Raw genomic sequence first — 26,704 nt, 5'->3', positions numbered from 1 at the left:
GGCCGGTATGCGCTGGGCTTGTATTTTATTTCCCCAATTGGCATTGGACGCGGTGCTGCGTAGCCGCGAGGATCTTACGCGCCCACTGGTCATGCTCAGCGGAACGCCACAGCGCAGGCTGTTACAGGCGGTCAATCCGGCGGCGCGGGAAATGGGCCTGCGCGCCGGGCAAACGTTATCTGCTGCGCGTGCGCTGAGTGACGATTTTGACTCTGTTGAGTATGCCCCGGAGCAAATCACCCACTGGCATCGATTTCTCGCCGCCTGGGCTTATCAATACAGCTCTCACGTCAGCCTCGATTATCCCCGTGCACTCCTGCTGGAGATCGAAACCAGCCTTGAGCTGTTCGGTCCTTGGCCAGATTTTGAAGCGCGTTTGCGGTGTGAGTTATTAGCGCTGGGGTTTCGCCACCGCATTGCCGTGGCGCCGAATGCACTGGCGGCTCGTGTGCTGGTTAATGTCGGTGACGGGTTAGTCATCAATGAAGCACAGTTGTCGGGTTGCCTGAAGGATTTACCGGTGAGCCGCAGTGGCTTTACGCCTGAGGTTGCCAGTGCCTTGGCTGGTATGGGCCTGCGCCGTTTGCAGCAGGTGCTGGCGTTACCGCGTGACAGCCTGGCCAAGCGCTTTCCGCGCACTATGCTGGATCATCTGGATAAGCTGCAGGGCCTGCATCCGGTGGCATTGGACTGCTATCTGCCGCCAGATCATTTTGCCGGCCGGGTAGAGTTCAACTTTGATGTGGAAGCCATTGCTTCTTTGCTATTTCCGTTGCGTCGTCTGACGGCCGATCTGGCGGTGTTTCTGGCGGGGCGGGATTGCGGCGTGCAGCGCTTTGTTTTGTGGTTGGAGCATCGAGACGGAGAAGCCACCCAAGTGCCCGTTGGACTACTCAGCGCCGAGCGGGAAGCCGGTATGTTGTTCGAGCTGGCGAGGGGGCGGTTAGAGGCAGTGCAGCTGCGCGCGCCGGTCCTGGCGTTTGCTTTGCGTGCCCAGGAGTTACCACGTTTTGTGCCGGCTGCCGGTGAGCTATTCGTGGAGCGGCCCCAACAGTCTTTGGCCTGGGAGCAACTGCGCGAACGGTTGCGTGCGCGTTTAGGGGATGATGCGGTACACAGTATTGCGCTGCGCGCCGACCATCGACCGGAGCATGCTTGGAGCTCGGTGCCAGCAACCGGCAAACAGCTGCTGAGCAAGCTGCCACGCCCGGGCTGGTTGCTGAGCGAGCCGCAGCCGTTGGACGACTTATTTCCACGGATTTTGTGCGGCCCGGAACGGATCGAGTCTGGATGGTGGGATGGCGATGACGTGCGCCGTGACTATTACCTGATCGAAACCCGCGATGGGCGTCGCGCCTGGGCCTTTCATCCGACCGGTAATTCGGGGTCGCTGTGGATACACGGATGGTTCGCATGAGCGCGGGTTATGCCGAGTTGCACTGCCTGTCCAACTTCAGCTTTCAACGCGGAGCATCCAGTGCGCAGGAGCTGTTTGAGCGTGCCAGCCTGCACGGCTATTACGCGCTGGCGATTACTGACGAAGGCTCCCTGGCCGGAATTGTACGTGCATGGCAGGCCGCGAAAGCTACCGGACTCAAACTGATTGTTGGCAGCGAAGTGCAGATTCAGGAGGGCCCTCGGCTGGTGCTGCTGGTGGAGAACCTGACGGGGTATCAAAATCTCTGTCGCTTGCTGACAGTCGCGCGACGGCGTGCAGAGAAGGGTAGCTATCGTTTGCTAGCAGAGGATCTGAATGATGGCCTGGATGGCCTGCTCGCGCTCTGGTTGCCGAACGAAGACGTGGACGAGACGCAGGGCCGTTGGCTTGCTGAGCGCTTTGGTGATTGCCTGTGGTTAGCGGTAGAGCTGCACCGTGGCCCGGATGATGTGCGTCGGCTGGATCAGTTGCAGGGCTTGGCAGCACGGCTGGGTATTCCTTGTGTGGCCAGTGGTGATGTGCACATGCATGCCCGTGGGCGACGTGCACTGCAGGACACCATCACCGCGATCCGCCATCACTGTACGGTAATGGAAGCAGGCAACCGATTATTTGCTAACGGCGAGCGCCACCTGCGTAGCTTATCGGTTTTGACGGCCATCTACCCGTCGGCGATGCTGGTGGAAAGTAACAGGATCGCTGACCGCTGCCGCTTTGATCTCAGCCAGTTGCGTTACCAGTATCCACATGAAGTCGTGCCTGATGCGCATACGCCGAGCAGCTGGCTGCGCGAACTGACCCAGCGCGGCGTGCGTTGGCGTTGGCCGGAGGGTGCGACAGACAAGGTAACGGAGCAGATCGATAAAGAGCTACAGCTGATCGCCGAGAAAGGCTACGACAGTTATTTTCTGACCGTGCACGACATAGTCGACTATGCCCGTCGCCAGCAGATTCTCTGTCAGGGTCGCGGCTCAGCCGCCAACTCTGCGGTGTGCTACGCACTGGGCATTACCGAGATCAACCCCGCGCAGAGTAACCTGCTATTCGAGCGTTTCATTTCCCGTGAGCGAGATGAGCCGCCGGATATTGATGTGGATTTTGAGCATGAGCGTCGCGAAGAGGTGATCCAGTATGTGTTTCGTCGTTACGGTCGCGAACGCGCAGCGCTCACCGCTGTAGCCAACACCTATCACGGCGCTGGAGCCATACGCGATGTGGCGCGGGCACTGGGATTGCCGGCAGAACAGATCGATCAACTTGCACGGTGTTGCGGCCGCTGGAGTAGCAAGGTGCCAGACGCGCAGCGTTTGTCTGAAGCAGGTTTTGATGCGGCAAACCCAGTGCTGCATCGAGTACTTACCCTGGTGGGTGAACTGATCGGCTTTCCTCGGCACTTGTCACAGCATCCGGGCGGCTTCGTTATCTCCGAGGCGCCTCTGCATACGCTGGTTCCGGTTGAGAACGCCAGCATGGCCGAGCGTACCGTCATTCAGTGGGACAAGGATGACCTGGACGCAGTAGGTCTGCTCAAGGTCGACATACTGGCGCTAGGCATGCTCAGCGCGTTGCGTCGCTGTTTCGATCTATTGCGCCATTACCGTAATCTGGATTTATCGCTAGCCAGCATCCCCGCTGAGGACAAACCGACCTACGAGATGATCAGTCGTGCCGACACTGTGGGGGTGTTTCAGATTGAATCGCGCGCGCAGATGGCGATGCTGCCGCGTCTCAAACCGCGTACGTTTTACGATCTGGTTATTGAGGTTTCCATTGTGCGCCCAGGCCCAATTCAGGGCGACATGGTGCATCCTTACCTGCGCCGGCGAAACAAGGAGGAGCCGGTTGTCTATCCATCCCCTGAGCTTGAGAAAGTTTTCGAACGCACCTTGGGTGTGCCCTTGTTTCAGGAACAAGTGATGGAGTTGGCCGTGGTCGCGGCGGGTTATACCCCGGGCGAAGCGGACCAGTTGCGGCGCTCGATGGCAGCCTGGAAGCGCAGCGGCGGTCTAGAGCATCACCGGCAACGGCTGACCGAGGGCATGTTGGAGCGCGGTTACACGCTTGAGTTTGCTGAGCGCATCTTCGAGCAGATCAAGGGCTTTGGCAGTTACGGCTTTCCGGAGTCGCATGCTGCCAGCTTTGCCTTGTTGACCTACGCCAGTTGCTGGCTGAAATGCCATGAACCGGCAGCTTTTACCTGTGCGCTGATTAATAGCTGGCCGATGGGTTTTTATAGCCCGGACCAGCTCTTGCAGGATGCGCGCCGGCATGGAATTGAAACGCGCCCAGTGGATGTGCATTACAGTCATTGGGACTGCACGCTAGAGCCGGCTGAAACCGAGCAGCTGGCGATTCGTCTAGGGCTGAGGCAGGTGAAGGGCTTTAGCGAAGTGGATGCGAACCGCATTGTCGCGGCCCGTGAGCAACAGGCTTTTGCCGATGTGGCTGATCTGGCGCAGCGTGCGGATTTGTCCGGCCGAGCACGATCGTTGTTGGCGGATGCAGGCGCGCTGCGGGGGCTGGCTGGTGGTCGTTTCCGTGCTCGCTGGGCGATCGCTGGCGTAGAGCCGCAGTTGCCCTTGTTTAGTGGGCAGCGAATGCCTTCGGAAGCGCCAGCGGCGATTCCGACGCCCAGTGTGGCAGAAGAGGTGCAGGCCGATTACGCCAGTCTGGGTACTACCCTTGGGCCCCATCCGCTGAGTCTGTTGCGCTCAGAGTTGAGGGCTAGGCACTGTCGCAGCTCGCGCGACTTATTGCAGTTGGAGCCTGATCGTCCGATCACCGTGGCAGGGCTGGTAGTCGGGCGACAACGTCCGGGCACAGCAACCGGCGTTACCTTTGTCACGTTAGAAGACGAATTCGGCATGATTAACGTGATTGTCTGGCGTGATCTGGCCGATAAGCAGCGCAAAGTGCTGGTTGGCTCGCAGCTACTGATGGTTCAAGGGCAGTTTGAGGCGCGCGATGGCGTACGGCACGTGATTGCCCGCCAATTGCACGACCTTACCGAACTATTGACGGGCATTAAGGTGCGCAGTCGGGACTTTCACTAACAGGTCGCTGCAAAACGACCTGTGTTGTTTATGCTGAGCAATGCGCCAAGCCGTAGGTAATTGTCCTTACAGATCGGTGAAGAATGCCGCCACCCGGTCTGCATCCAGCTGATCAATGTGCGGTGGATTCCATTTCGGCTGCTTGTCCTTATCGACCAGTAGCGCACGCACGCCTTCCATGATGTCGCCGCCGTCAAACCAAAGGCGGTCCAGGTGCAGCTCCATTGCAAAACATTGTTCCAGTGTCAGGTGACGACCCCGGCGTAGCAGTTCGAGGGTGACTGCCATGGCGATTGGCGAACGGATGTCGATCAACTTGGCAGTGGCTTTGGCCCAATCGGCAAATTCCGGCCGTGTTTCTGCTGACAGGGAGCGACGGATGGCTGCGATGTCGGGTTGCGAGAAGTGCAGGTCAATGGCTGTTTGCAGTTGCGCAAACTCAGGTGAGGGCAGCTCTATATCGGCCAGTTCAGCGATCTGGGCTTGCAGGTCTTTGGTGCCATCGAATGCATCCAATAACTGATCCAGCTGGGCTAGCTGTTCGCTGCGTATGCACACATCAGCCAGGCCCACATGCATCGCATCGGCGGCATTCACGTGCGTGCCAGTGATGCCTAAATAAAGGTTCATCACGTATGTCCGGGGAACGCGGCCTTGATCTTCAGGAAGAAGTAATCGGTGTCGCGGTACCCATAGGCCATGCGCTTGATCACTTTGATCTTATTGTTGATCCCCTCAAGCTGGCCGGTATGCATCGGCCAACGCACCCTAGCCAGAATCCCTCTCCAGTAAGGCTTAAGCACTTCAGCGAAGTGCATCAAAGCCGGAATGCCGCTCTCAGCAGCATGGGCATGCCATTGCTGCCACCGTCTTCGCCATTCCCAAGCGTCAGGTGCTGTCCAGAGCGAGCGTAGACTTTCCTTCATCACGTGAACCGTCATGATGGGCTGGTTCGCTTGCAGCACTTCATCAAGCCGAACCTGCTCGCGCTCGTTGAGCGAGGCTGGATTACGAAGCAGCAGCCAGTGAGCCTGCTTCACCACCCGTCGTGCGGGGCGGTCGTGGCGTAGCTGATTGGCGGCGTCCACTCGCACGCGACTGATGACCTCCCGGCCATACTTGGCAATGACATGGAACAGATCGTAAACCACACGTGCGCGGGGGCATCGAGCTCGAACCTCGAGATCGAAAGCGGTATTCATATCCATGGCCACCGCTTCGATACGGGCGCAGCCTTCTGGTCCAAGCTGTTCAAAAAAGGGCCGAATGGCCCGGCGGCTGCGGTCCTGGGCCACGTATAGAACCCGACGTGTATCGGCATCGAGGATCACACTGGCGTAGCGATGCCCCTTAAATAGGGCGAACTCATCCATGATTAGGCGGCGCGGTTGGGCCGTCGGAAGTGATGCCACAAGGGACTGGAGACGCTGATGATCCAGGCGTCTGACCGTGCTCCAATGCAGACCAAACATGTCTGCCACGTGCGCCACCGGTAACCGAGCGCAGCATTCTGCAGCCGCCTGAGCCAGCCGCTTAGTCAGGCGCGCGTGTTTATCAAGCCAGCTCACCTGTTGCAGGCAGTGCCCGCAGTCAGGGCATTCCAGGCGATACAGAATCAGATCGAGAATAACGGGATGACCGAGCATGGGAAGGTCGCGTACGCGACGTCTAACTCGCTCATGTATCTGGCGGCAAGGCTTGGCGCAGCCACCGCAGGTAAGTGATGAGTCATCAGGAGTCAGCGAAACGCAGACGTGGCCGTCGAGAAGTTGTAAATCGAGGACGTAGAAGTCCTTCCAGAACGGCAGCCAATCGGTATGATCAAGCATGAGACGGTGCTCTCGGATTATGGTGTTGGTCGCACAACCATCATGACCGAGATGTCACCGCCTCACCTCATTCCAGAAACGAAAAGTCCGGGTTGCCCCGGACTTCCGTGAAGAACCTAAATAAAGGCCGATTTCGCCCGGCAGGCGGGGTAAAAAGTAGCTACCGCCCACGTCCGGGAAATAACCGATAGCGGTCTCTGGCATGCCCAGTCGTGAGCGTTCGGTAATCAGGCGGATGCTGGCGGCCTGCGCCAATCCCATGCCACCGCCGAGCACAAAGCCGTCCATCAGAGCTAGCACGGGCTTACCGTAGGCGTGAAGGTAGCCATCCAGCGCGTATTCTTCCTCGAAGAACTCGGCGATATCCGACTCACCAGCCAAATGCTTTTCATAAATGCCACGAATATCGCCGCCAGCACAGAAAGCGCGCTCGCCCGCGCCACGCAGCACCACTGCGAGAATGTTCGAGTCGTCAGACCACTGCTCTAGCTGAGTCTGCAGTAGGCGCACCATCTCCAGCGTAAGCGCGTTCAAGCCCTCAGGCCGGTTCAGGGTCAAATGCCCTATGTGGCCACGCACTTCGGCAATGACAGCGGGAAGGTTACTGCTCATAAATAACTCCAATAACAGCCTCAGGCTGCAGATATATGGTCTGGATGGCGCTGCTCGCGCACCAAGAGTGTTAGTGCGGCGCTGGCCAGCAAGCACAGCGGAATAGTACTCACGGCTAGGCTAAAGTCGCCATGCTGCAGATCCAGCAGGTAACCGAGTAGCGGTTGAAATATGAGTGCGCCGCCAATGCCGATCATGTTGACGAAGGCGATGATCGATCCCGATATGTCGGCTGACTCACCTTCCTTCGCCATGGCAAAGGTCAACATCTGTCCGCCGCCGAAAAAACCGCCAATAAACAATAACGCTGCAATGCTCAGCAGATTGTTGCTCGGGCCGAAGATGGCTGCGCCGTAGGCTAATGCCGAACAGATTGCCCCTGCAATCACCAGCCACTTGCGATGCCCCAGCCAATCGGAGATTAACCCTGCGGCAATACTACCAGCGGCCATGCCCCAGAAGATCATTGAGACCGCCGTCTCAGCTTGCAGCGACGATAGCGCATGATCATGCATCATTTCTTGTTGGCCCCAGAGGCCGCCGAATACGTTAACTGGCATGTAGTACAAGGAGCCGATGAGCGCGATTAACCAGATTCTGCCGCTGCGGAACACCTTGCGCAGGGGGCTTAGCAAATCATCATTGCGCTCCTGCTCGTTACGTATGCCATGCAGAAAAAGCAGGGCGAGGATGAAGAGCAGTGTGCCTGCCACAGCGGTAGCGAAGAAAACCTCACGCCAGCCAAGCTGCGCAATGGCGCTGGATAGCATCACTGCACCCACCGCAGCACCTAGCATGCCAGCCGCATTCACCAGGCCGGACAGCAGGGCAAAGCGTTCAGGAGCAAACTGGTGATTGACCACGTAAAGGGCGCCGACAAAAGCGAATGAGGCGCCGAGCCCGGTGAGCAGGCGGCCAAGCCCCGCAACGAGTACCAAGTCTGAGGCGGCAAATACGCCGGTACCCAACGCGCAGAGTAAAATGGCCGGTACTACCGTACGACGGACACCAAAGCGGTCCAGTGCTAACCCAACGATCAGCTGCATGGGAGCGTAGACCCAGAAAAATACACTCGAGAGCACGCCAAAGCCGGCATTGGAAAGCCCGAGATACTGGGTTATCTCACTTGATGCCAAGCTGGGCTCGATGCGAGCGACAAATTCGAACAGAAAAAATAGGCTGACCACAATAAAGGCCAGCCAGCGCAGTGACGCGGCTTTGGTGTTGTCAGGCATGTGCTATGGACCTGTCTTTGAATTCCTGCGCCTGAGTATAGGGGAGTGAAGCGCGCCCCTGAACCTGTTTGCGGTCGCCGATTTACTGATTGGTTGGAGGGTCTTGCGTGGAAAGGGCGGTGTGGGGTGAGTCTGACTGCTATGCTGGGAGTTAAGCACCGAATTACGGGCGAAAAAAAACCGCTGAATGAGGTTAATCATTCAACGGTTTTTAACTTGGTTGCGGGGGCAGGATTTGAACCTACGACCTTCGGGTTATGAGCCCGACGAGCTACCAGACTGCTCCACCCCGCGTCTGTGGTGGCCATTCTACTCATAGAAGAATTTCTGTCAAGCGATTGATGGGAAAAGATTTTTTATTGCCCAAATGCTTTGCTTTGCGAGGTGTAATAAGGTGCAAAAGGGCATAAGTTTTTTTGACGTCATAATGACATCACTGCATATTTGACTTACTCTCTGATTGAGAGACAATTGCTGCCTTGCGCTGCAGGAATACAACAATAAAACGGTTTAAACCGATCAGTCAGAATAGGTAACTAGCCTCGTGGAAACCAGTCACGCAACCTACCATGTGTCATCTTGGCGCGGAGAGTTCACCCATCCCGAGATCGAGCAAGCGTATCGAAAACATACGGAAACAACCTTCGCGCGGCATTTACGTCGAGGATTGATGGTCTGGCTGGTGATGTTGTTACTGTTTGGGGTGCTCGATTACCCGGTCTTGGGCAGCAGCGTGGAATTTGCGATAGTCGCGGGTTTGCGTCTGGTAACCGCAGCCTTATTATTTGGCTTGTTCTTGCGGTTGAAGCGCCAGCCTTCGCTGGCGACGGAGGGCTACGCGGTAACTGCCATAGAAGTATTCGGCTTCGTTATCTTTTTCTTTCTCTACTTTATAAGACACGACATCGTCAGCTGGATCATCGGCGTGGTAGGTATGCTGATAATTAGCCTATTCATTTTTATTCCTAATCGGGTGTACTTGTCGTTGCTAGCGGCCTGCTTTGGTATTGCGGGCATGTTCTATTCCGTTCGTCTTAATGAGTTCGGTGCGCCTGAGCTCGTAGGGTTATTGTTTATATTGTCGCTGCCGACGGTGGTGGGATTTTTCACTGCGCTGCGCCTGCAGACAGCGCAGCGGCAACAGTACGCTTTGTTCGACCAGGTCAGCTCGATTAATCGTAATTTGCAGAGTGAGATCAAGCGGCGTGAGGCGCTGGAGGAAGAGCTCAAGCGGCAAGCCACTACTGACCCGCTGACTGGGCTGTTCAATCGTCGGCAATACGAAATGCTGTTTAATCGTGAGCGGGAACGCTGCAATCGGCAACAGAAGCACATCTCCTTGTGCGTGGTGGATCTGGATCACTTCAAGCGTATTAACGACAAATACGGGCATGATGTTGGTGATCTTGCCTTGCGCCATTCGGCTGATTTGTTCAGCAGAATGTTGCGTCAATCAGACGTAGTAGGTCGTTTTGGTGGCGAGGAGTTTGTGCTGATTCTGCCCGATACCGATCTTGAACAGGCGGTGGCCGTGGTCAATCGTCTGCGTGAAGAGCTGGAGTCCAGCCCACTGCAATCACCGGAGGGCGAGATCAAGCTGACGGCTACGTTCGGCGTAACTCAGGTGATTGGCGGTGAAGAGAGCATTGAGAAGGTCATTAAGCGCGCGGATAAGGGCTTATACGAAGGCAAAGGAGCAGGCCGTAATCGGGTAATGACGGCCTGATCGGTTACACTGGCGGCTTTCCCGTTGCGGTCTGACCCGGTCCCTGTGTGCGCAAAATTATTCATGTAGATTGCGATTGTTTTTACGCGGCCATCGAAATGCGTGATGACCCGCGTCTGCGCGGCAGACCGTTAGCGGTGGGCGGTGATCCGGGTAAGCGCGGGGTGATCTCAACTTGCAACTATGAAGCTCGCGCCTACGGCGTGCATTCGGCTATGGCCTCTGCCTATGCCAAGAAGCTTTGCCCTGACTTGTTGATAGTGCCGGGCCGCATGTCGGTCTACCGCGAAGTCTCTGTGGGTATTCAAGCGATTTTTGCCGATTACACTGACTTGATCCAGCCACTGTCGTTGGATGAGGCGTATCTGGATGTCACCGAGAGCCAAGCTTGCCGCGGCAGTGCCACGCTCATCGCCAAGGAAATTCGTCAGCGCGTGGAGGCTACCCAAGGCATTACCGTGTCTGCCGGTGTTGCGCCTAACAAGTTTCTGGCCAAAATCGCCAGTGACTGGAACAAGCCGGATGGGCTTAAAGTCATTCTGCCCCATGAAATTGAAGCTTTTGTACATGCATTGCCGGTAACCAAACTGCACGGCGTGGGTAAGGTCATGGCTGAGCGACTGAAGCGCGTCGGCGTGGATGTGTGCAGCGAGCTATTACCCTGGCGCAAGCAGGATTTGGCGCGCGAGTTCGGCAGTTTTGGTGAGCGTTTATGGCAGTTGGCGCGCGGTATCGATGATCGTCCGGTGGTGGTCGAAAGCAAGCGGCAGTCAGTCAGTGTAGAAAATACCTACGAGCACGACCTACCGGATCTAGCGGCCTGTCAAGCCGCGCTCCCCCCACTGCTGGATAAGCTGGCCGAACGGCTCGGTAAACTCGATAGTGTTTACCGCGTTAGCAAGCCCTTCATCAAACTCAAGTTTCACGACTTCACCCAAACCACCCTGGAGCAGGCCGGCGCGCCGGTCACACCAGAAGGTTACGCTGAGCTATGCGCGCAAGCCTATGCCCGAGGTGGTCGGGCCGTTAGGCTGATTGGGGTAGGGGTCAGGCTGGATAACGCACACTCACCCATGGGCGAGCAACTAATGTTGTTCTAACTGATGGCCTATTCGCCGGTTTTCTGCTCGCGAGCACAAGCTGGGCAAAGGTGATTCTCGCCTTGGGGCTGCCAGCCTAACTCGGCAATGCGAACAACGGCTTTTTTTGTGCGTGCTGGCAAATCGTCGCGTTCGGCGGCGAGAAACTCGAAAGCTTGCGCGCGTGCGCACTGGTCGCAGGTAATAGACCAGCCTAGGACTGCCTGCCCGCGCAGATCCGGTCCCTTGGCGGTAGCGGTCCATTGCCCGGCGGGGTTGATCAGATAGCGGACCTTTTCGACGGTCAGGCGTAGCGGCAGATCACGACTACCCTTTACCGTACAGATCAGTCGATCGTTGGGCTGAACGCCGCCACCTTGACCGGTGACCTGGTACAGACCTGCAGCCAAAGTGCGGCACTCGATCAGGGTGTGTGACGGGTTAAGCGCGGTACGTCGAAAGTCGTGTTCAGCCATGGTGAGGTCCTGATCGGTAAAGGCGGGCATGATAACACCAGTGTGGGGCGGCATATCACGGGGATCACTGATGGTCGGCCTACGGCGCTTGGGTGTCTATGATGCCTGGGAGCCTGCCGCACTTAACGCTGTCCTACTGCGGAAAAGCCGTATGGGGTCATTTTCTGCGCTCTTTTTCGTTGAATAGAATGACTATTCGCCTCAAAAGACCACAAAAACTGCCTCCAATCGGACTTCTCCTCGCTACGGACGGTTAAGTCCGACAGGCTCCTAGGTTGAATTGTCATCCATTGAGACACGAGAGGATATCCCATGAGCGTCAAGCAACTGTTCGATATGACCGGCAAGGTCGCCCTGATCACCGGCGGTACCAAAGGCCTTGGCCTGCAGATGGCAGAAGCCTTTGGCGAGCAGGGTGCCAAGGTGTTCATCAGTGCGCGTAATGCAGCGGAGATCGAAGCCGTAGTGGCCGATCTGAAGCAGAAAGGTATTGAAGCAGCTGGTGTTGCCTGCGATCTGGGTAAGCTGGACAGCAACCCGGTCAAGACGCTGGTAGATGCCGCAGAAGCCGCCTTCGGTACTGTTGATGTACTGGTCAACAATGCCGGTACTACGTGGGGCCAGCCAGCAGAAGAACACAGCTATGAAGGCTGGCAGAAAGTGATGACCTTGAACGTTGACGTTTGTTTCCTGGTTGCCCAGGAAGTGGCGCGCCGCTTCATGATTCCGCGTCAGTCCGGCAAGATCATCAACATTGCCTCTATTGCTGGCTTTAAGGGTAATCGTGCCAACTCCGGTATTCACACCGTGGCCTATAACACCAGTAAAGCAGCGGCGATCAACCTGACGCGCGCACTGGCTGGCGAATGGGGTCAGTACAACATCAACGTGAACGCGATCTGCCCGGGTTACTTCCCAACCAAGATGGCCAAGGGGCTGGAAAAAGTAACCGAGTTGATCAAACAGGGCACTCCGCTCGGTCGTATTGGTGGCGAAGAAGACATCAAGGGCGCAGCCGTATTTTTGGCCTGCGAGGCATCACGCCACGTGACGGGTCAGGCGTTGGCTGTTGACGGTGGTAACTCGGTAGTCTGAGACTGCGGGGCGGCGCAATGCAGCCCCACTCAATGCAGTTAATCCAGGCCGTTGGCCAATTGGCTAGCGGCTTGCTGTACCTGCTCTTGATGATCCCGTTCCAAGGTTTCCATCAGACGTGAATGCAGTTTGCGTTCTGCGGCGCTCAGCTGTTTCCAGCCTGAGTGGGTGGGGATATGCGCGGTCTGATCATAGATTTCTGTGAAAATCGCCAGGTCAAGATCTTCGCGTCGCGGGCCTGCGTAGTTGTCGAGCAGCACCTTGATGCGAATCGAGCCTTCAATCAGCGGAACCTGTCCATTTAGCAGGCTTTGGGCGATGAGCTGAATGTCTTTTGCCAAGCGCTCGTTGCGCTCATTCTCTTGCGCCTGCCGTTCGGTACGGATGCGCCAAACCCGGCGCCATAGCGTCAAGGCGTAGCAGGTCAAAGCGGCAATGATGATGAGTCCAGCGAGTAGTAGCCAGTGTTGCATTTGCATAGTTTTCAGAAACTCAGTTGAGAGGGCTCCAGTGTCCCTTCTTCTTTCAAATTGATGTTGGGAGCGAGAAATAGCCCAGTGCTGATATGGCCTTCAATCCGATACGTGACCGACTGCTGCTTGTCGACCAACTTGACCAGATCTGCCAGGTGGCGCCATAGATTGGAACGTACCTCCAGCTCGAAGGTTTCTGAGCCATAGGGCGGAACGTCAAATACATTGTTGCTGACGCCGGTGGCCAGGCGCATGTCATTCAAATAGACCTGATATTGCATGCCACGAATAGGTAATGCTTTGCTGTTGGGGTTGTCTACTCGCAGCTTGAGCCGAAAGGACTGTTCCCACAGGTTTGATTTGAGCATTTCTACATTGGCTAAACTGACATCTGGTTTGCTGTACGACGGTATGAACATGGCGCAACCGTGCAACAACAGGCTAGACATCAGCACCAGTATTCCCAGTGCACGCGACTTCATGGTCTCCCTCCGCGGTAGGCACCTGCTGACTTATAAGTGGAGTTGTCGATCAGCCTAGGTCGGACCATACTAACCTTAATTGACGTACAGGGAGTGACAAGATGGCCCGTTTCGAGATTGTTTTTCAAGGAAAAGTGCAGCCCGGCATACCCGAAGATCAGGCGCGTGCGCGCATCGGTCAGTTGTTTCAGGTTGCTGGCGAACAACTGGATGCGTTGTTTTCCGGTCGGCGGATTGTGATCAAGCAGGGGCTGGATGAAGAGGCCGCGGCCAAGTATCGCGCTGCCATCGAGCGGGCTGGCGCTTTGTGTAGCATTGACTCGATGGATGCGCCCGAGGCTCCGGCGGCTGAGCCTAGCCAGCCAATACCTGTGCAGCAGCCAGGTACGACTAACGATTCCCATGGTAAACGCTTAGTACCACGTGATGAATATATGGCTGCTTTTGCTGATGTTGAAGCGCCGGATTTCGAGATCGCTCCGCTCGGCGCAGACTTGCAGGATGAGTATGCTGATGTGACGCCCCTGCCGATTGATCTGAGCGCGTTGAGTCTGGCGCCAGCGGGCAGTGATATGGGTGAGCTAAAGCGAGAGGTGCCGGATATTGTGCCCGATATCAGCCATCTTAAGCTGCAGGACGAATGAAGGTTTTAATAGTGTGTTGGTGATCTACTAAAGCGAGCAACACTGTTTGAATTTGCGTCCAGAACCGCAGGGGCAAGGCTCGTTGCGACCGGCCTTAATCAGATGATTGGGGTCGATGAAGTACCAGCGATCGCTGATCCGTTTGAAGTCTGAACACTCGCGATGGCTATGTTTGCTGCCATCCGGGTCAGCCCAGTGCGCGCTAAAGGTAACTTGAGCACGGTTGCCGCCCGCCACATCCTTTACTGTTTCAACTTCCAGGCCAAGCCAGCGACTTTGCTCGCTCCAGGCCCGCATCTGTGCTGCTTCCAACTGCGCCTGCTGAGCGGGCAGCGTGGTGGCAATCAAATAGTCAATCAGCCCCAAAGTGTAAGCGCAGTAGCGTGAGCGCATCAGCAGCTCAGCACTGGCGGCCGGGGTACCCTGGTGTAGCGGTTGGCAACAATTGTCATAGCGTACGCTGCTGCAGCAAGGGCAGTTATCGGTGCCGCTGATCATTACCGAGCTTGGCATGCTTACCACCAGTACTTGTCGAACATCTCGGGATTGGCCCAGTACTTATTATTCAGCCAGTCCGGGACCTGTTTGTAATCGGCTAGATCATAGGTATACAGCGCTAGCGAGCGGTCATTAATGCTGTCGTTCTGGGTAAAGCTGGCGTGACGCTGCAGCGCCAAGGCAAAAAAGTCGTTTTCCTGCCAATCCAAGGTTTGTGACAAGTCGACCAGTAACGCCAGTCGGCTGGCTGACAGGTTGCGCAGTCCCGCTAGTAGTTCTACCCCTACGCGCTGGGGTAGGTGCTCCAGCTGGTCGGCTATGATCGCTAGATCATAGCGCTGGTTGGCGAGTTCTGCCGGTAGTGGAACCTGGTTGCTGGTCACCAGCTGCGTTTCGGGGTGATCCGCACAAAAAACCTCAACCGCCGGCACCCGCGATTGGCTGACGCAGAGCAGCCGGGCAGGCTGGTAGTGTTCCAGAATGCTCAGCAGGGTAGCGTTGGGGGTAGCCGACATGGGTTTCCTCAGATGGAAGGATAAAGAGTTTGCAGGAGGCTAGAGCCTGTTGCTGAAGGATGCAAGCCTGTTGGCAGTCGGTTGCCGGCCGGTTCAATGTTATCATTACCGGCTAGCCCGGAGCCCGCATGCTGAACGATGAACTCAAAGGTCAGATTCAAACGGCCTACCGTACTTTTCTCGAAAATAAATCCCTGAAGCCGCGCTATGGCCAACGGGTGATGATTGCCGAGGTGGCCAAGTTGTTTGGTGGCGTCACGCTCGATGATGATGGTCATCGCGATGGCGACCCCGCTGTGGCGGCGATTGAGGCGGGCACCGGTACCGGTAAGACCGTGGCCTATTGTCTGGCGGCCATTCCAATTGCCAAGTATCTGGGCAAACCGTTGGTGATTTCCACCGCCACGGTCGCGTTGCAGGAACAGATTGTACTTAAGGATCTGCCCGATATTCAGCGCAACTCTGGCCTGCAGTTTGGCTTTTCGCTGGCCAAAGGGCGCGGGCGTTATGTCTGCCTGTCCAAACTCGACAACCTGTTGCGGGAAAATCAGTCGGCCGCGGATCAGCAGCAAATATTTGCTGACGAAGGCTTTAATCTGGACGTTGATGAAGCGGGCCTGAAGCTCTATACGCGGATGGTCGAGGCGCTTGGTGGCAACAAGTGGGATGGTGAGCGCGATTCCTGGCCGGAAGCGCTGGAGGATCAGGATTGGTCGCGCTTGACCACTGATCATATCCAGTGCAGCAATCGCCGTTGCGGACACTTTCAACAATGTGTGTTCTACAAGGCGCGTGAGGGAGTACAAAAAGTTGACGTGATCGTGACTAACCACGATCTGGTGCTGGCCGACTTGGCGCTTGGCGGCGGTGCGATCCTGCCAGACCCACGTGATTGTCTGTATATCTTTGACGAAGCCCACCACCTGCCCGACAAAGCCATCTCGCATTTTGCCCATAATACCCGACTGCATGCGACTGCCGACTGGCTGGAGCAGCTCGATAAAAATCTCAGCAAGCTGTTGGCCCAGCATCCCTTGCCGGGCGAGTTGGGACGAATGTTGGAAAAAGTGCCGCAAGAAGCCCGGGAGCTGAAGCCGCATCAACAGTTTATGCAGCAGGCGATGGGCGATGTGGCGGATTTTTCCAGCACCGAAGATCTGCGCGGCAACGTGCGCCCGCAACACCGCTTTGAGCACGGCGTAGTGCCGCAAGAACTGGTGGATATGGGGCTGGAGCTCAAGGCCGGGTTTGGCCGCATCACTGACTTGCTACAACGCCTGGTCGATATGCTGAAAGAGGCGATGGATGGCGAAACCACTATCGGCGTTTCCGAAGCCCAGGCTGAAGAATGGTACCCGCTGTTTGGTGTGTTGCTGGCGCGTTCCGAAGCCAACTGGACGCTGTGGACGCAATTCTGTTTGCAAGACCCGGAAGGCAAGCCTCCCACCGCGCGTTGGCTGACGCTAACAGAAACCAGTGATATTGAAGTGCACGTCAGCCCCATTTTGGCCGCCGACACCTTGCGGCAATATCTATGGCATAGCGCCTTCGCTGCGCTGGCAACGTCGGCGACGTTGACCGCATTGGGTAAATTTGATCGGTTTAGTCACCGGGCTGGCTTGCCAAGGAGCGCGGTATGCACGCTGGCGCCGAGCCCTTTCAAACATGGCGAAGCGGGCGTGTTGCGGGTACCGAATCACGGCGCGGACCCACGCGATAGCGCTGGCCATAGCGCATCGATTATCGAGCATCTGCCGGTGATCCTGGCTGATGAACGTGGCAGTCTGGTGCTTTACTCCTCGCGCAAACAGATGCAGGAGGTGTACGCCGGCATGCCCACAGCTTTCCGCGAACGCATCTTGATGCAAGGCGATCTCTCTAAGCAGGAGCTGATTCGGCAGCATCGCAGCAGAGTAGATAAGGACCAGCCAAGCGTCATTTTCGGTTTGGCCAGTTTTGCCGAGGGTGTCGACTTACCGGGCAAGTACTGCGAACACGTGGTGATTGCCAAGATCCCCTTTGCGGTACCCGATGATCCAGTCGAAGCGGCGTTGGCTGAGTGGATTGAGAAAAATGGCGGGAATCCCTTTATGGAAATCGCCGTGCCGGATGCCAGTCTGCGATTAATTCAGGCCTGCGGTCGGCTGCTGCGTACCGAGCAGGACACGGGCACTATTACGGTTCTGGATCGCAGGCTGGTGACTCAGCGTTATGGTAAAGCGATTCTTAAGGCGCTACCGCCGTTCCGGCAGGAAATTGATTGAGCGGCAGCCCGACGCCACGTCATCAATCCGCTCGATAGTAGCTCGACGAGCTGCTTTATGGTCGCTGCATTTGTTGGCGCGAGCGGCTTAAATGGCAGCACAACAACACATCGACTGAGGAAGAACCGTTCATGAGCAATGTTCAGGGCTATTTTGATCCGCGCTTCGAGCGCGTCCGCGAGTTGTTTGCTGAGCAGCAACAGGACGAACAGGCGCGCGGCGCAGCGCTCTGCGTGACCGTGGGCGGCGATACCGTGTTGGACCTTTGGCAGGGTGTGACGGATAAGGAAAATCAGCAGGTTTGGGAACAGGACACCTTGGTCAACGTGTTCTCCTGTACCAAGCCGCTAGGTGCGGTGGCGTTGCTGCAGCAGGTCGCGGCTGGCCGCATTGAATTGGATGCGCCGCTTGCTGAGGTCTGGCCGGAATTTGCTCAAGCGGGCAAACAAAGTATTACTCTGCGTCAGGTGTTAAGCCACCGTTCAGGCCTCTCGGCCATTGCCAAGGCGTTGCCGCCAGAGGCGCTGTTTGACTGGTCTACTATGAGTGCTGCGCTGGCGGAGCAGGCGCCTTGGTGGGAGCCAGGCACGGCACATGGCTACGCACCTGTCACCTATGCTTGGCTGCTCGGCGAACCGTTATCGCGGCTGACCAATGAAAGCCCAGGCAACTATATACAGCAGCATATCTGTGCGCCATTGGGGATGGATTTTCATGTTGGTGTGCCGGATCAGGATCTTGCGCGCATCGCGCATGTATCACGCTTGCGTAACCAGTCTGGCGATGAGGGCGCGCGTAAACTCTTTGCCGCCATGGGTGAACCCGAAGGGCTAACAGCCAAAGCCTTCGGCAACCCTGTCAGCATGATGACCAGCACCAACAAGCGTGAGTGGCAGCAGGCGGAAATTTTGTCTGCCAACGGCACCGGTAATGCCCGTTCACTGGCACGTTTCTGGCAGCTGCTAGCCCACGGTGGCGAGCTGGATGGGGTCAAGTTGCTGGACTCTGAACTGGTTTCCCTGATGCAGCAGGAGCACAGCCAGGGGCAGGACCGCACATTGCTGTGCCCAACGCGCTTCGGGCTCGGTGTGATGCTGGAGCAAGATGCTCCCGGCGGCGGTTTTGGCATGGGCCCGCAAGCCTTTGGTCATCCGGGCGCTGGCGGATCTCTGGGATTTTGTGATCCCGAGGCGAAAGTGGGATTTGGCTATGTCACCAACACCATGGGGCCCTATGTGTTGATGGATCCGCGTGCATTGGCGCTTAGCCAGGCAGTGCATGATTGTCTGCGGAAACTTGACTGAAGGCTGCGGCAGGTCAATGCCGTCAGCCTTGTGGATGCTAGGCTGAGCAGATATTGATGAGACACACGCTTACGAGGAATTGAGCTGATGAAACCCACTATTGCTGATCTGCGTCGTGACTATACGCGTGACGGATTGACCGAGGCGCAGGCTCCAGTGGAGCCGCATGTGCTCTTTTCCACCTGGTTTGCCCAAGCGGTCGAAATTGAAACGACTGAAGCTAACGCAATGATGCTGGCGACAGTCGATTCAGCAGGGCAGCCGCATCTGCGCACGCTATTGCTCAAAGGTTTTGATGAGCGTGGTTTCGTATTTTTCACCAATTACCAGAGCGCCAAGGGTGAGCAGCTTTCGGCGCAGCCGCTGGCCGCCATGAGTTTCTGGTGGCATGACCTGGAGCGCCAGGTGCGTATTGAGGGGATGGTGGAGCAGGTGAGCCCCGAGGAGTCTGACGCCTACTTTCACAGTCGGCCCATGGGTAGCCGTTTGGGGGCCTGGGCTTCACCCCAGAGTGAGGTGATTGCCGGGCGCGAGGTGTTGGAGCAGCGTTTGGCTGCCCTTGAAATTCAATACGCCGAGCAGCAACCGCCGCGCCCGCCGCATTGGGGTGGTTATCGCGTAGTGCCTAGCCTGATCGAATTCTGGCAAGGGCGTTCCAGCCGTTTACACGACCGTCTGCGTTATCGGCTGAAAGCCGGTAACTGGGTGCTTGAGCGTTTAGCGCCCTGATACCGACTGAGCCTTAATTGGCTTGCCGCCTTTCTCTGCTGGCTTTAGTCTGAAGGTCGAAGCCAGTAAAGGAGGCGTTATGGGCAGGCGAGTCTTTCAGCAGAAAGTAGTCGTAATTACCGGTGGTTGTGCCGGCATCGGCCGCGCTTTGGCTTTGCGCTTTGCACAAGCTGGCGCGCATATCGCCATTCTCGATATTCAGGATGAATCGCTAGTTGCCTTCCGCCAGCAGTTACACGACAAGCTCAACGCCGATGTGATGGCGCTGCACTGTGATGTGTCTGATGACCAGCAATGTGAGGAGGCGATTGGCCAGGTGGTTGAGCATTTTGGGGGTATTGATCTACTGATCAATAACGCGGGGATTACTCACCGCAGCGCCTTTGCCGATACCGATCTCGCCGTTTTTCAGCGCGTCATGGCCGTCAATTACTTCGGTGCTGTTAACTGTACGCGGCATGCCTTGCCCAGCTTGCTGGCACGCGGCGGGCAAGTGATCGGGTTGAGCTCGCTGTCAGCCTTCGCGCCTCTACTTAATCGTGGCGCTTACAATGCGAGTAAACACGCACTGCATGGACTGTTTGAAACGCTGCGAATGGAAGTGCGAGGCAAGGGCGTGAATGTGATGCTGGTGACGCCCGGTTTTACCGCAACGGATATTCGTAAAAATGCGTTGGTGGGTGACGGCTCTATCAATCAGACAGCCATTAACCTGGCTTTCAAAGTCGCCTCACCAGCGGAAGTGGCAGATGCTATTTATAGCGGTGCATGTAAGCGTAAGAGGCTGTTGGTGCTGTCGAATGTAGATTGGCTGGCACGGCAATGTGCGCGCTTTTTTCCACGCTTGTTTGAGCGTTGGATGCTGCCGCGTCTTTCAGGAATCAAGCCCGCGAGAGCCAGCGAGTAACGCCTTCGCCCGCCCGTTTTCCGCTAGCAAAGCAGGCGGTTAAAAGGTAGCCGCCGGTGGGTGCTTCCCAATCGAGCATTTCCCCCGCGCAGAACAGGCCTGGCAGGCTTTTGAGCATTAAATCGGTGGTTAAACTCGGTTGCTGCACACCGCCGGCACTGCTGATCGCCTGATCTAACGGGCGGGTAGCATGCAGCGTCAGTGGTAGCTGTTTGATCGCTTTGGCAATATCCGCAGGAGTGGTCAGCTGGCTTTTCTCAAAGCGCTCATGCAATAGCGCGACCTTCACCGGATCCAACCCTGCCTTCTTACGCAGTAGTGATGACAATGACTGCCCCTTGCGGCTGTCTGCCAGTGAGGCGGTGAGCAGGGCTTCGCTTCTGTCAGGCGCCAGGTCCAACGTCAGCGTAGCTTGGCCATGCACTTCTAGCTGGACGCGCAAGGGGGCTGAAAGGGCATAAATCAGGCTGCCTTCGAGTCCGTCGCGGGTGAGTATGCACTCACCACGGCGGCTGATGTACTGACCATCATTGTCGATCAGGCTAGCGATGATCGGTTTAAGCGGCTGGCCACCAAAACGTTCACTGAGGAAAGGGCTCCAACGGCAGATAAAGCCGCAGTTGCTGGGCAACAAGTCGCTTACGCCGACGTCTTTATCGCGTAGTTTTTCGACCCAGCTGCCATCTGATCCCAAGCGTTTCCAGCTACCGCCGCCGAGCGCCAATACGCAAGCCTTGGGCTTTAGCTGGATTTCTCCCTGCGGGTTTTGCAGACGTAACGCGCCGTCTTCGTCCCAGCCGAGCCAGCGGTGCCGGGTATGCAGCTGCACGCCAGCGTCGCGTAAGCGTTTGAGCCAGGCGCGTAGCAGCGGCGCGGCTTTCATCTCGGTGGGGAATACGCGGCCGGAGCTGCCGACGAAGGTGTCGATACCCAATTCGTGAATCCAGTCCTGCAGGCCGTCGGCGTCGAGCTGGGCTAACCAGTCGCTGACCCAGGGCGCGGCTTCACGGTAGCGCTCAGTAAAGGCCGCTTTAGATTCAGAGTGGGTAATGTTCATGCCGCCCACGCCGGCTAGCAAAAACTTGCGACCGACCGAGGGCATCGCGTCGTACAGGTCCACGCGATAACCTGCTATCGCGATCGTCTCGGCGGCCATCAAGCCGGCCGGGCCGCCGCCGATGACGGCAACGCTGTCGGCGTTTGACTGTTGCTTGGTCATCTCATGCCTCTAGTCTATAAGCGGCGCAGTTTACCCCAAAGCGCGCTGCTGCCATATCTGCGCGGCACTGTGATGCAGAATGCCGTGGCGCTGAGCAAGTGCCACCCGATCCTGGTCATAGCCACCGCCAATCACGGCGCAAACGGGTATGTCGCGGGCCAGACAAGCATTGATGACGTGGCTGTCGCGTTGAGCTATGCCTTGGTCGGTCAACGCTAAATAGCCGAGCGCGTCGGCTTGATGTACGTCCACACCGGCGTCGTAGAGCACCAGGTCAGGTTGGTATAGCGGCAACAGATAGTTCAGCGCTTGCTCCACCGTATTTAGATAGCCTTGATCGCCAAGCTGACGGGGCAGGGGGATGTCCCAATCGCTGTGTGCTTTACGCGCCGGGAAGTTGTTTTCACAATGCAGCGAGACCGTGATGGCGTCGCTGTCATTCTCCAGAATGCGTGCGGTACCGTCGCCCTGATGTACGTCACAATCAAAAATCAATATGCGTTGTATCTTGCCGGCGGCCAACAGGTAGCGGCTGGTGATCGCGAGATCATTGAAGATGCAAAATCCGGAGGCGAAGTCATGATGAGCGTGATGGGTGCCGCCGGCGAGATGGCAGGCCAATCCGTGCTTTAGCGCTAACTCGGCGGTGAGTAGTGTGCCGCCGACTGCCCGCAGGGTTCTGGCGACCAGCAGTTCGCTCCAGGGTAACCCCATGCGCCGTTGGGCGGCGGCATCCAGCTGGTTGTTACAGAATTGCTCCACGTAGTCGCTAGCGTGGGCCAGCAGCAACAGTTCTATGGGGCAGGATTGCGGTTGGTAGAGGTTCTGGCTGTGCAGCAGGCCGCTGGCGCGCAGGTGGTCGTGCAGTCGCACGAACTTGTCCATCGGGAAACGATGTGGTGCCGGAAAAGCAAAGCTGTAGTCAGGATGGTATACCAGCGGCAGATCCACTTTTACTCCCCAGGGCTGTTGGTAAACAGCATGAGTATGCTGGCGCCGCTGGCGTCTGAACAGTCTCATTGTTGAACCAGCCATGCCGCCGGCCTGCTAACTTGGGACAATCCGGGTTAAACTTGCCGGCATTCTGGCAGCGACTATGATCGCTGCTGCTGAACTGAGGTAGAGCGACAACCGTGGTCGCGTCGATTGTGAGGAAGTGTTATGAGCCAATTGCTGGATGATCTGGTTGACCTGCTGGCGCTGGAAAAAATTGAAGAAAACCTGTTCCGTGGGCGTAGCCAGGATCTGGGTTTCAAGCAGCTCTTTGGCGGCCAGGTGCTGGGGCAATCACTGTCTGCCGCTAGTCAGACAGTTGACACCGAGCGCCACGTGCATTCGGTGCATGGTTATTTTCTGCGCCCCGGCGACCCGACTCATCCTATCGTTTATCAGGTAGACCCGTTGCGCGATGGTGGTAGCTTTACCACACGTCGAGTGCAGGCGATTCAGAAGGGTAAGCCGATCTTCACCATGATCTGCTCCTTTCAGGGCGATGAGCAAGGTTATGAGCATCAGGTGCAAATGCCCGACGTGCCGGGCCCGGAAGACTTGCCGAATGAAACCGAATGGACGCGTAAGTACCAGCACCTGATCCACGAAAAAGTGCGCGACAAGGTGCTTTGCGGTAAGCCTATCGAGATTCGCCCGGTCGGCGAGTTCAACCCGTTTGAGCCGAAGGTATCCGAGCCGGTGCGTTACATGTGGTATCGCGCTGACGGCCAGCTACCGGATGATCCGCAGGTGCATCGTTATCTGCTGGCCTATGCCTCGGACTTCCACCTGCTGGGCACGGCCATGCAACCACATGCCATCTCTAGTTGGTCGACCAAACTACAGGTTGCCAGCTTGGACCATGCGCTTTGGTATCACCGTCCGCTGCGTATGGATGATTGGTTGCTGTACGCCATGGACAGCCCGTCGGCTAGCGGCTCTCGTGGTATGTCACGCGGGCATATCTTTAATCTTGCCGGTGAGCTGGTTGCCTCAGTCGCGCAAGAGTCGCTGATGCGCAAGGTGAAGGACTGAATATGCGCGATCTGCAGGGCTGGGTGTTTGATTTGGATGGCACCCTCACGCTTGCTCAGCATGACTTCCCGGCTATTCGGCGCGAGCTGGGGGTGCCAGCGGCGTCAGATATCCTGACTTACATCGCTGCATTGCCTGCCGCTGAGCGAGTGGCTATGAAGTCCGAGCTGGACCAGATTGAATTGCGACTGGCCGATCAGGTCGAGGGTGCGCCGGGTGCGGTTGAGTTGATTCAGACCCTGCATGGGCAGGGGCGACGGCTGGGCATTCTTACCCGCAATTTACAGGCCGTGGCGGTCTCGACTTTGCGGCAAATGGGCATTCTCGAATGCTTTGCACTTGAGGATGTATTGGGCCGTGAAGACGCTGCGCCCAAGCCCGACCCTGAGGGTATTCAGTTACTGCTAGAGCGCTGGCAACTCACACCAACGCAGGCAGTGATGGTGGGCGACTTTCATTTCGATTTGGAAGCGGGCAGAGCCGCGGGTAGCTACACTTGCCTGATCCATCCGCAGAACCGTTGGCCTGAGTTGGCCGACTGGCATGCGGTGGATTGCCGGAGCTTGCTGGCGTCTTGTTAATTCTGCATTAGGTCGTTTGGAAACGCAGACGCATCGACAGGTCTACCGCTTTCACATCTTTGGTCAGGCTGCCGATCGAGATGTAATCCACACCGGTTTCCGCCACGCTGCGCAGGGTGGTTTCGTTGATGCCTCCGGAGGCTTCCAACGCCGCCTTGCCGGCGGTTAGGCTGACCGCCTTGCGCATGTCGTCCAGGCTTAATTCGTCCAACATGACGATATCGGCACCTGCGTCCAGCGCTTGCTGTAGCTCCTCCAGGCTTTCCACTTCTACTTCCACGGGTTTGCCCGGCGCAATGCGGTTGGCCTGGTTGATTGCGGCGGCAATACCTCCGCAGGCGGCAATGTGGTTTTCTTTGATGAGAAAAGCGTCAAACAAGCCAATGCGGTGGTTATGACAGCCACCGCAGGTGACGGCATACTTTTGCGCCATGCGTAAGCCCGGCAGTGTTTTACGGGTGTCCAGCAGCTTTACCGCCGTGTCCTTCACCATGTCGGCGAAATAGCGACTGCGGGTGGCGGTAGCGGAGAGGGTCTGAATAAAATTCAGCATGCAGCGCTCGGCGGTTAGCATGCCACGTGCCGGGCCATTGAGGCGGCATAATGTCTGATCGGCCATCAGTTGGTCGCCATCTGCCACCAGCCAATCGATCTGAATCTGCGGGTCTACCTGACGCACCACTTCATCCGCCCAAGCGCGGCCGCAGAATATCGCCGCCTCGCGGGTAATGATGCTGGCGCTCGCCAGATTCTCGGCGGGGATCAGGCTGGCGGTAATGTCACCGTCGCCAACATCTTCATTCAGGGCGCGGCGCACATCATCAACGATGACGGCCTGCAGACTGTCGAGGGTTAGGTTCGGCATGGGCGCTCCAGCAGCGTTTTGAATGCCGGCGAGTATACCCGATTGATAAAAAAATACCCGCCTCGGGAGGCGGGTATTGGCTAGTGCTTAAGGCGCTGAACTTATTTGTTCAGGTAATTCACCGGGTCATTAAAGTAGTCCCGGGTTAGCCGGAAAACCACAGGGCTAAGCAACAATAGTGCAATCAGGTTGGGAATCGCCATCATGGCATTCAGTGTATCTGCGACCAGCCACAAACTGGCCAGATCTATGCCGGGCAGGGTGCCTAGCGGCACGGCGATAATCCAAAGTACACGGAACGGGATATTGGAGCGTTCCCCAAACAGGAATTGCGTGCACTTCTCTGAGTAGAAGCTCCAGCCGATGATAGTAGTGAAGGCGAATACCGCCAGACCAATACTGACTATGTATTGCCCCCAGCCACCGGGTAAGCCCTGACTAAAGGCGAGCGCCGATAGAGGAGCACCGTTCTCGCCGCTCTGCCAGGCACCGGTCACCATGATCACCAGCCCGGTAATCGAGCAGATAACGATGGTGTCGATGAAAGTCCCCAGCATGGCAATTGTGCCTTGGCGGATCGGGTTGTTGGTCTGTGCCGCAGCGTGCGCGATCGGAGCGCTACCCAAGCCTGCTTCATTAGAAAAGACGCCGCGCGCAATACCAAAGCGCATGGCTGCCCAAACCGTTGCGCCAGCAAAACCGCCGGCCGCGGCAGCCGGGTTAAAGGCGTAATGGAGGATGTCGCCAAAGGCAGCTGGAATGCGGTCGAAGTGGATGATCAGAATAATCAAACCGCCACCCACGTAAAACAACGCCATGATAGGTACTAGTTTGCCGGCAACGTCACCAATGCGTTTAATGCCGCCGAGCAGAACCAGCGCCACTAGAATGGCAATGATGATACCGGTCACCAGAGGCGGAATGCCGAAGCTGCTACTCAGTGCATCGGCTACCGAATTGGACTGGATGGTATTACCGATACCAAAGCCGGCAAGCATGCCGAAAATAGCGAATAGCACGCCGAGCCACTTCCACTTGGCGCCCAGACCATTCTTGATGTAGTACATCGGGCCGCCGACGTGGTTGCCTAAGGCATCCTTCTCGCGAAAGCGCACTGCTAATACGGCTTCGGCAAACTTGGTCGCCATGCCGACCAAGGCGATCACCCACATCCAGAACAATGCGCCCGGACCGCCGAAGAAAATAGCGGTAGCGACACCGGCAATGTTACCGGTACCTACTGTAGCGGAGAGGGCAGTCATCAGGGCGTTAAAGGGGCTGATGTCACCTTCTTCGGTGCTCTTGCGGCCACGCCAGAGCATGCTGAAGCCGTAAAATAGTTTACGTTGCGGAATGAGTTTCAGGCCTAAGGTAAGGTAAAGGCCTGTGCCGGCTAATAACGCGAGCATTGCCGGTCCCCAGACAAAGCCGTTGATATTGCCGATCAGGCTAATGATTGCTTCCATTGACGCTGCTCCTGCTGTTTATTTTTTATTGATGTGAGTGGTGCCACATCACTCTTATGAGGTGCCTTTTGGGCTGATCCGTTGTCAGGATATACCAGGATTACCGGTTCGGGGCGAACCAAAGACGGTGAAATTATCGTGGACGATAATTTCATGGCCTGATGGGTATATTAAATGTGATACGCATCA

Annotated in this window: 24 protein-coding genes, 1 tRNA gene and 1 pseudogene; 12 read left to right on the top strand and 14 right to left on the bottom strand. The window is 56.8% G+C overall.

Annotated elements, in window-relative coordinates:
* The first annotated feature begins 7 nt into the window (after positions 1-7).
* Positions 8-1,417, top strand: coding sequence for a Y-family DNA polymerase (locus AC1XYH_RS11825; RefSeq protein WP_483323374.1), 1,410 nt, complete (start codon positions 8-10; stop codon positions 1,415-1,417).
* Positions 1,414-4,491, top strand: coding sequence for an error-prone DNA polymerase (locus tag AC1XYH_RS11820; protein ID WP_483323373.1), 3,078 nt, complete (start codon positions 1,414-1,416; stop codon positions 4,489-4,491). Before AC1XYH_RS11825 ends, AC1XYH_RS11820 begins: the two co-directional genes overlap by 4 nt.
* A 66-nt stretch (positions 4,492-4,557) precedes the next feature.
* Here the strand turns inward: AC1XYH_RS11820 and AC1XYH_RS11815 are convergent, their stop codons facing one another.
* The 5 genes and pseudogenes from AC1XYH_RS11815 to AC1XYH_RS11795 form a co-directional block, all read right to left on the bottom strand.
* A complete protein-coding gene (locus AC1XYH_RS11815) occupies positions 4,558-5,121 on the bottom strand; it encodes an enoyl-CoA hydratase/isomerase family protein (RefSeq protein WP_483323372.1) in 564 nt (187 codons plus the stop codon).
* Entirely contained in the window at positions 5,121-6,320 is a 1,200-nt protein-coding gene (locus tag AC1XYH_RS11810; protein WP_182250114.1) for an ISL3 family transposase, read from the bottom strand. The genes AC1XYH_RS11815 and AC1XYH_RS11810 overlap by 1 nt, the downstream gene beginning before the upstream one ends.
* A gap of 108 nt (positions 6,321-6,428) precedes the next feature.
* A pseudogene (locus tag AC1XYH_RS11805) lies at positions 6,429-6,932 on the bottom strand (enoyl-CoA hydratase/isomerase family protein); the annotation flags it as partial.
* Between the two features lie 20 nt (positions 6,933-6,952).
* A complete protein-coding gene (locus tag AC1XYH_RS11800; protein WP_483323371.1) occupies positions 6,953-8,167 on the bottom strand; it encodes an MFS transporter in 1,215 nt (404 codons plus the stop codon).
* Between the two features lie 217 nt (positions 8,168-8,384).
* Positions 8,385-8,461: transfer RNA gene (locus tag AC1XYH_RS11795), tRNA-Met, on the bottom strand.
* A 250-nt stretch (positions 8,462-8,711) separates the two neighbouring features.
* On the opposite strand from AC1XYH_RS11795, the gene AC1XYH_RS11790 reads away from it, so the two are divergent.
* Together AC1XYH_RS11790 and dinB are read left to right on the top strand one after the other, a co-directional pair.
* Positions 8,712-9,893, top strand: coding sequence for a GGDEF domain-containing protein (locus AC1XYH_RS11790; protein ID WP_483323370.1), 1,182 nt, complete (start codon positions 8,712-8,714; stop codon positions 9,891-9,893).
* Between the two features lie 98 nt (positions 9,894-9,991).
* The gene (gene dinB / locus AC1XYH_RS11785; RefSeq protein ID WP_483323369.1) at positions 9,992-10,993 is read left to right on the top strand and encodes a DNA polymerase IV; all 1,002 of its coding nucleotides are present in this window, start codon (positions 9,992-9,994) and stop codon (positions 10,991-10,993) included.
* Between the two features lie 8 nt (positions 10,994-11,001).
* Here the strand turns inward: dinB and AC1XYH_RS11780 are convergent, their stop codons facing one another.
* Positions 11,002-11,448: a hypothetical protein gene (locus tag AC1XYH_RS11780; RefSeq protein WP_483326370.1), complete on the bottom strand. Its 447-nt coding sequence runs from the start codon at positions 11,446-11,448 to the stop codon at positions 11,002-11,004.
* A gap of 312 nt (positions 11,449-11,760) precedes the next feature.
* Between AC1XYH_RS11780 and AC1XYH_RS11775 the strand changes: the two genes are divergently transcribed.
* The gene (locus AC1XYH_RS11775) at positions 11,761-12,543 is read left to right on the top strand and encodes an SDR family oxidoreductase (protein ID WP_483323368.1); all 783 of its coding nucleotides are present in this window, start codon (positions 11,761-11,763) and stop codon (positions 12,541-12,543) included.
* A gap of 38 nt (positions 12,544-12,581) precedes the next feature.
* Here the strand turns inward: AC1XYH_RS11775 and AC1XYH_RS11770 are convergent, their stop codons facing one another.
* The gene (locus AC1XYH_RS11770; protein WP_483323367.1) at positions 12,582-13,022 is read right to left on the bottom strand and encodes a DUF2489 domain-containing protein; all 441 of its coding nucleotides are present in this window, start codon (positions 13,020-13,022) and stop codon (positions 12,582-12,584) included.
* Positions 13,023-13,027: 5 nt separating this feature from the next.
* Positions 13,028-13,498 (bottom strand): LEA/WHy family protein, encoded by a 471-nt coding sequence (locus AC1XYH_RS11765; RefSeq protein WP_483323366.1) that lies wholly within the window; start codon positions 13,496-13,498, stop codon positions 13,028-13,030.
* Positions 13,499-13,599: 101 nt separating this feature from the next.
* On the opposite strand from AC1XYH_RS11765, the gene AC1XYH_RS11760 reads away from it, so the two are divergent.
* Entirely contained in the window at positions 13,600-14,142 is a 543-nt protein-coding gene (locus AC1XYH_RS11760; protein ID WP_483323365.1) for a hypothetical protein, read from the top strand.
* Between the two features lie 27 nt (positions 14,143-14,169).
* Here the strand turns inward: AC1XYH_RS11760 and AC1XYH_RS11755 are convergent, their stop codons facing one another.
* Complete coding sequence (locus tag AC1XYH_RS11755; protein WP_483323364.1) at positions 14,170-14,655, bottom strand: YchJ family protein; 486 nt, start codon at positions 14,653-14,655, stop codon at positions 14,170-14,172.
* A gap of 2 nt (positions 14,656-14,657) precedes the next feature.
* Positions 14,658-15,155, bottom strand: a complete 498-nt coding sequence (locus AC1XYH_RS11750) for a DUF6231 family protein (RefSeq protein ID WP_483323363.1) — start codon at positions 15,153-15,155, stop codon at positions 14,658-14,660.
* Positions 15,156-15,283: 128 nt separating this feature from the next.
* On the opposite strand from AC1XYH_RS11750, the gene dinG reads away from it, so the two are divergent.
* From dinG to AC1XYH_RS11730, 4 genes are all read left to right on the top strand, one after another.
* On the top strand, positions 15,284-17,419 hold the full coding sequence (gene dinG, locus AC1XYH_RS11745; protein ID WP_483323362.1) for an ATP-dependent DNA helicase DinG: 2,136 nt from the start codon (positions 15,284-15,286) through the stop codon (positions 17,417-17,419).
* Between the two features lie 131 nt (positions 17,420-17,550).
* A complete protein-coding gene (locus tag AC1XYH_RS11740; protein ID WP_483323361.1) occupies positions 17,551-18,723 on the top strand; it encodes a serine hydrolase domain-containing protein in 1,173 nt (390 codons plus the stop codon).
* An 87-nt stretch (positions 18,724-18,810) separates the two neighbouring features.
* Positions 18,811-19,452, top strand: a complete 642-nt coding sequence (gene pdxH, locus AC1XYH_RS11735) for a pyridoxamine 5'-phosphate oxidase (RefSeq protein WP_483323360.1) — start codon at positions 18,811-18,813, stop codon at positions 19,450-19,452.
* 79 nt (positions 19,453-19,531) lie between these two features.
* Entirely contained in the window at positions 19,532-20,359 is an 828-nt protein-coding gene (locus AC1XYH_RS11730) for an SDR family oxidoreductase (protein WP_483323359.1), read from the top strand.
* Here AC1XYH_RS11730 and AC1XYH_RS11725 read toward each other — a convergent pair.
* On the bottom strand, positions 20,334-21,578 hold the full coding sequence (locus AC1XYH_RS11725; protein WP_483323358.1) for a TIGR03862 family flavoprotein: 1,245 nt from the start codon (positions 21,576-21,578) through the stop codon (positions 20,334-20,336). The two genes, AC1XYH_RS11730 and AC1XYH_RS11725, sit on opposite strands and share 26 nt — an antisense overlap.
* A gap of 30 nt (positions 21,579-21,608) precedes the next feature.
* Positions 21,609-22,529, bottom strand: a complete 921-nt coding sequence (locus tag AC1XYH_RS11720) for a histone deacetylase family protein (protein WP_483326369.1) — start codon at positions 22,527-22,529, stop codon at positions 21,609-21,611.
* A 210-nt stretch (positions 22,530-22,739) separates the two neighbouring features.
* On the opposite strand from AC1XYH_RS11720, the gene tesB reads away from it, so the two are divergent.
* Both tesB and AC1XYH_RS11710 read left to right on the top strand, forming a co-directional pair.
* The gene (gene tesB, locus AC1XYH_RS11715; RefSeq protein ID WP_483323357.1) at positions 22,740-23,603 is read left to right on the top strand and encodes an acyl-CoA thioesterase II; all 864 of its coding nucleotides are present in this window, start codon (positions 22,740-22,742) and stop codon (positions 23,601-23,603) included.
* Positions 23,600-24,184, top strand: coding sequence for an HAD family hydrolase (locus tag AC1XYH_RS11710; RefSeq protein WP_483326368.1), 585 nt, complete (start codon positions 23,600-23,602; stop codon positions 24,182-24,184). Before tesB ends, AC1XYH_RS11710 begins: the two co-directional genes overlap by 4 nt.
* Positions 24,185-24,191: 7 nt before the next feature.
* Here AC1XYH_RS11710 and nadC read toward each other — a convergent pair whose 3' ends face one another.
* Together nadC and AC1XYH_RS11700 are read right to left on the bottom strand one after the other, a co-directional pair.
* Positions 24,192-25,049 carry a carboxylating nicotinate-nucleotide diphosphorylase gene (gene nadC, locus AC1XYH_RS11705; protein WP_483323356.1) on the bottom strand — a complete coding sequence of 286 codons (858 nt, stop codon included), beginning with the start codon at positions 25,047-25,049 and terminating at the stop codon, positions 24,192-24,194.
* Positions 25,050-25,150: 101 nt separating this feature from the next.
* Positions 25,151-26,515 (bottom strand): alanine/glycine:cation symporter family protein, encoded by a 1,365-nt coding sequence (locus AC1XYH_RS11700; RefSeq protein ID WP_483323355.1) that lies wholly within the window; start codon positions 26,513-26,515, stop codon positions 25,151-25,153.
* Positions 26,516-26,704 lie beyond the last annotated feature (189 nt).

The sequence above is a fragment of the Pseudomonas sp. GW-45 genome (assembly GCF_056896675.1).
Note: the sequence above shows the minus strand (reverse complement) of the source record. Positions and strands in the feature narration are given on the sequence as shown.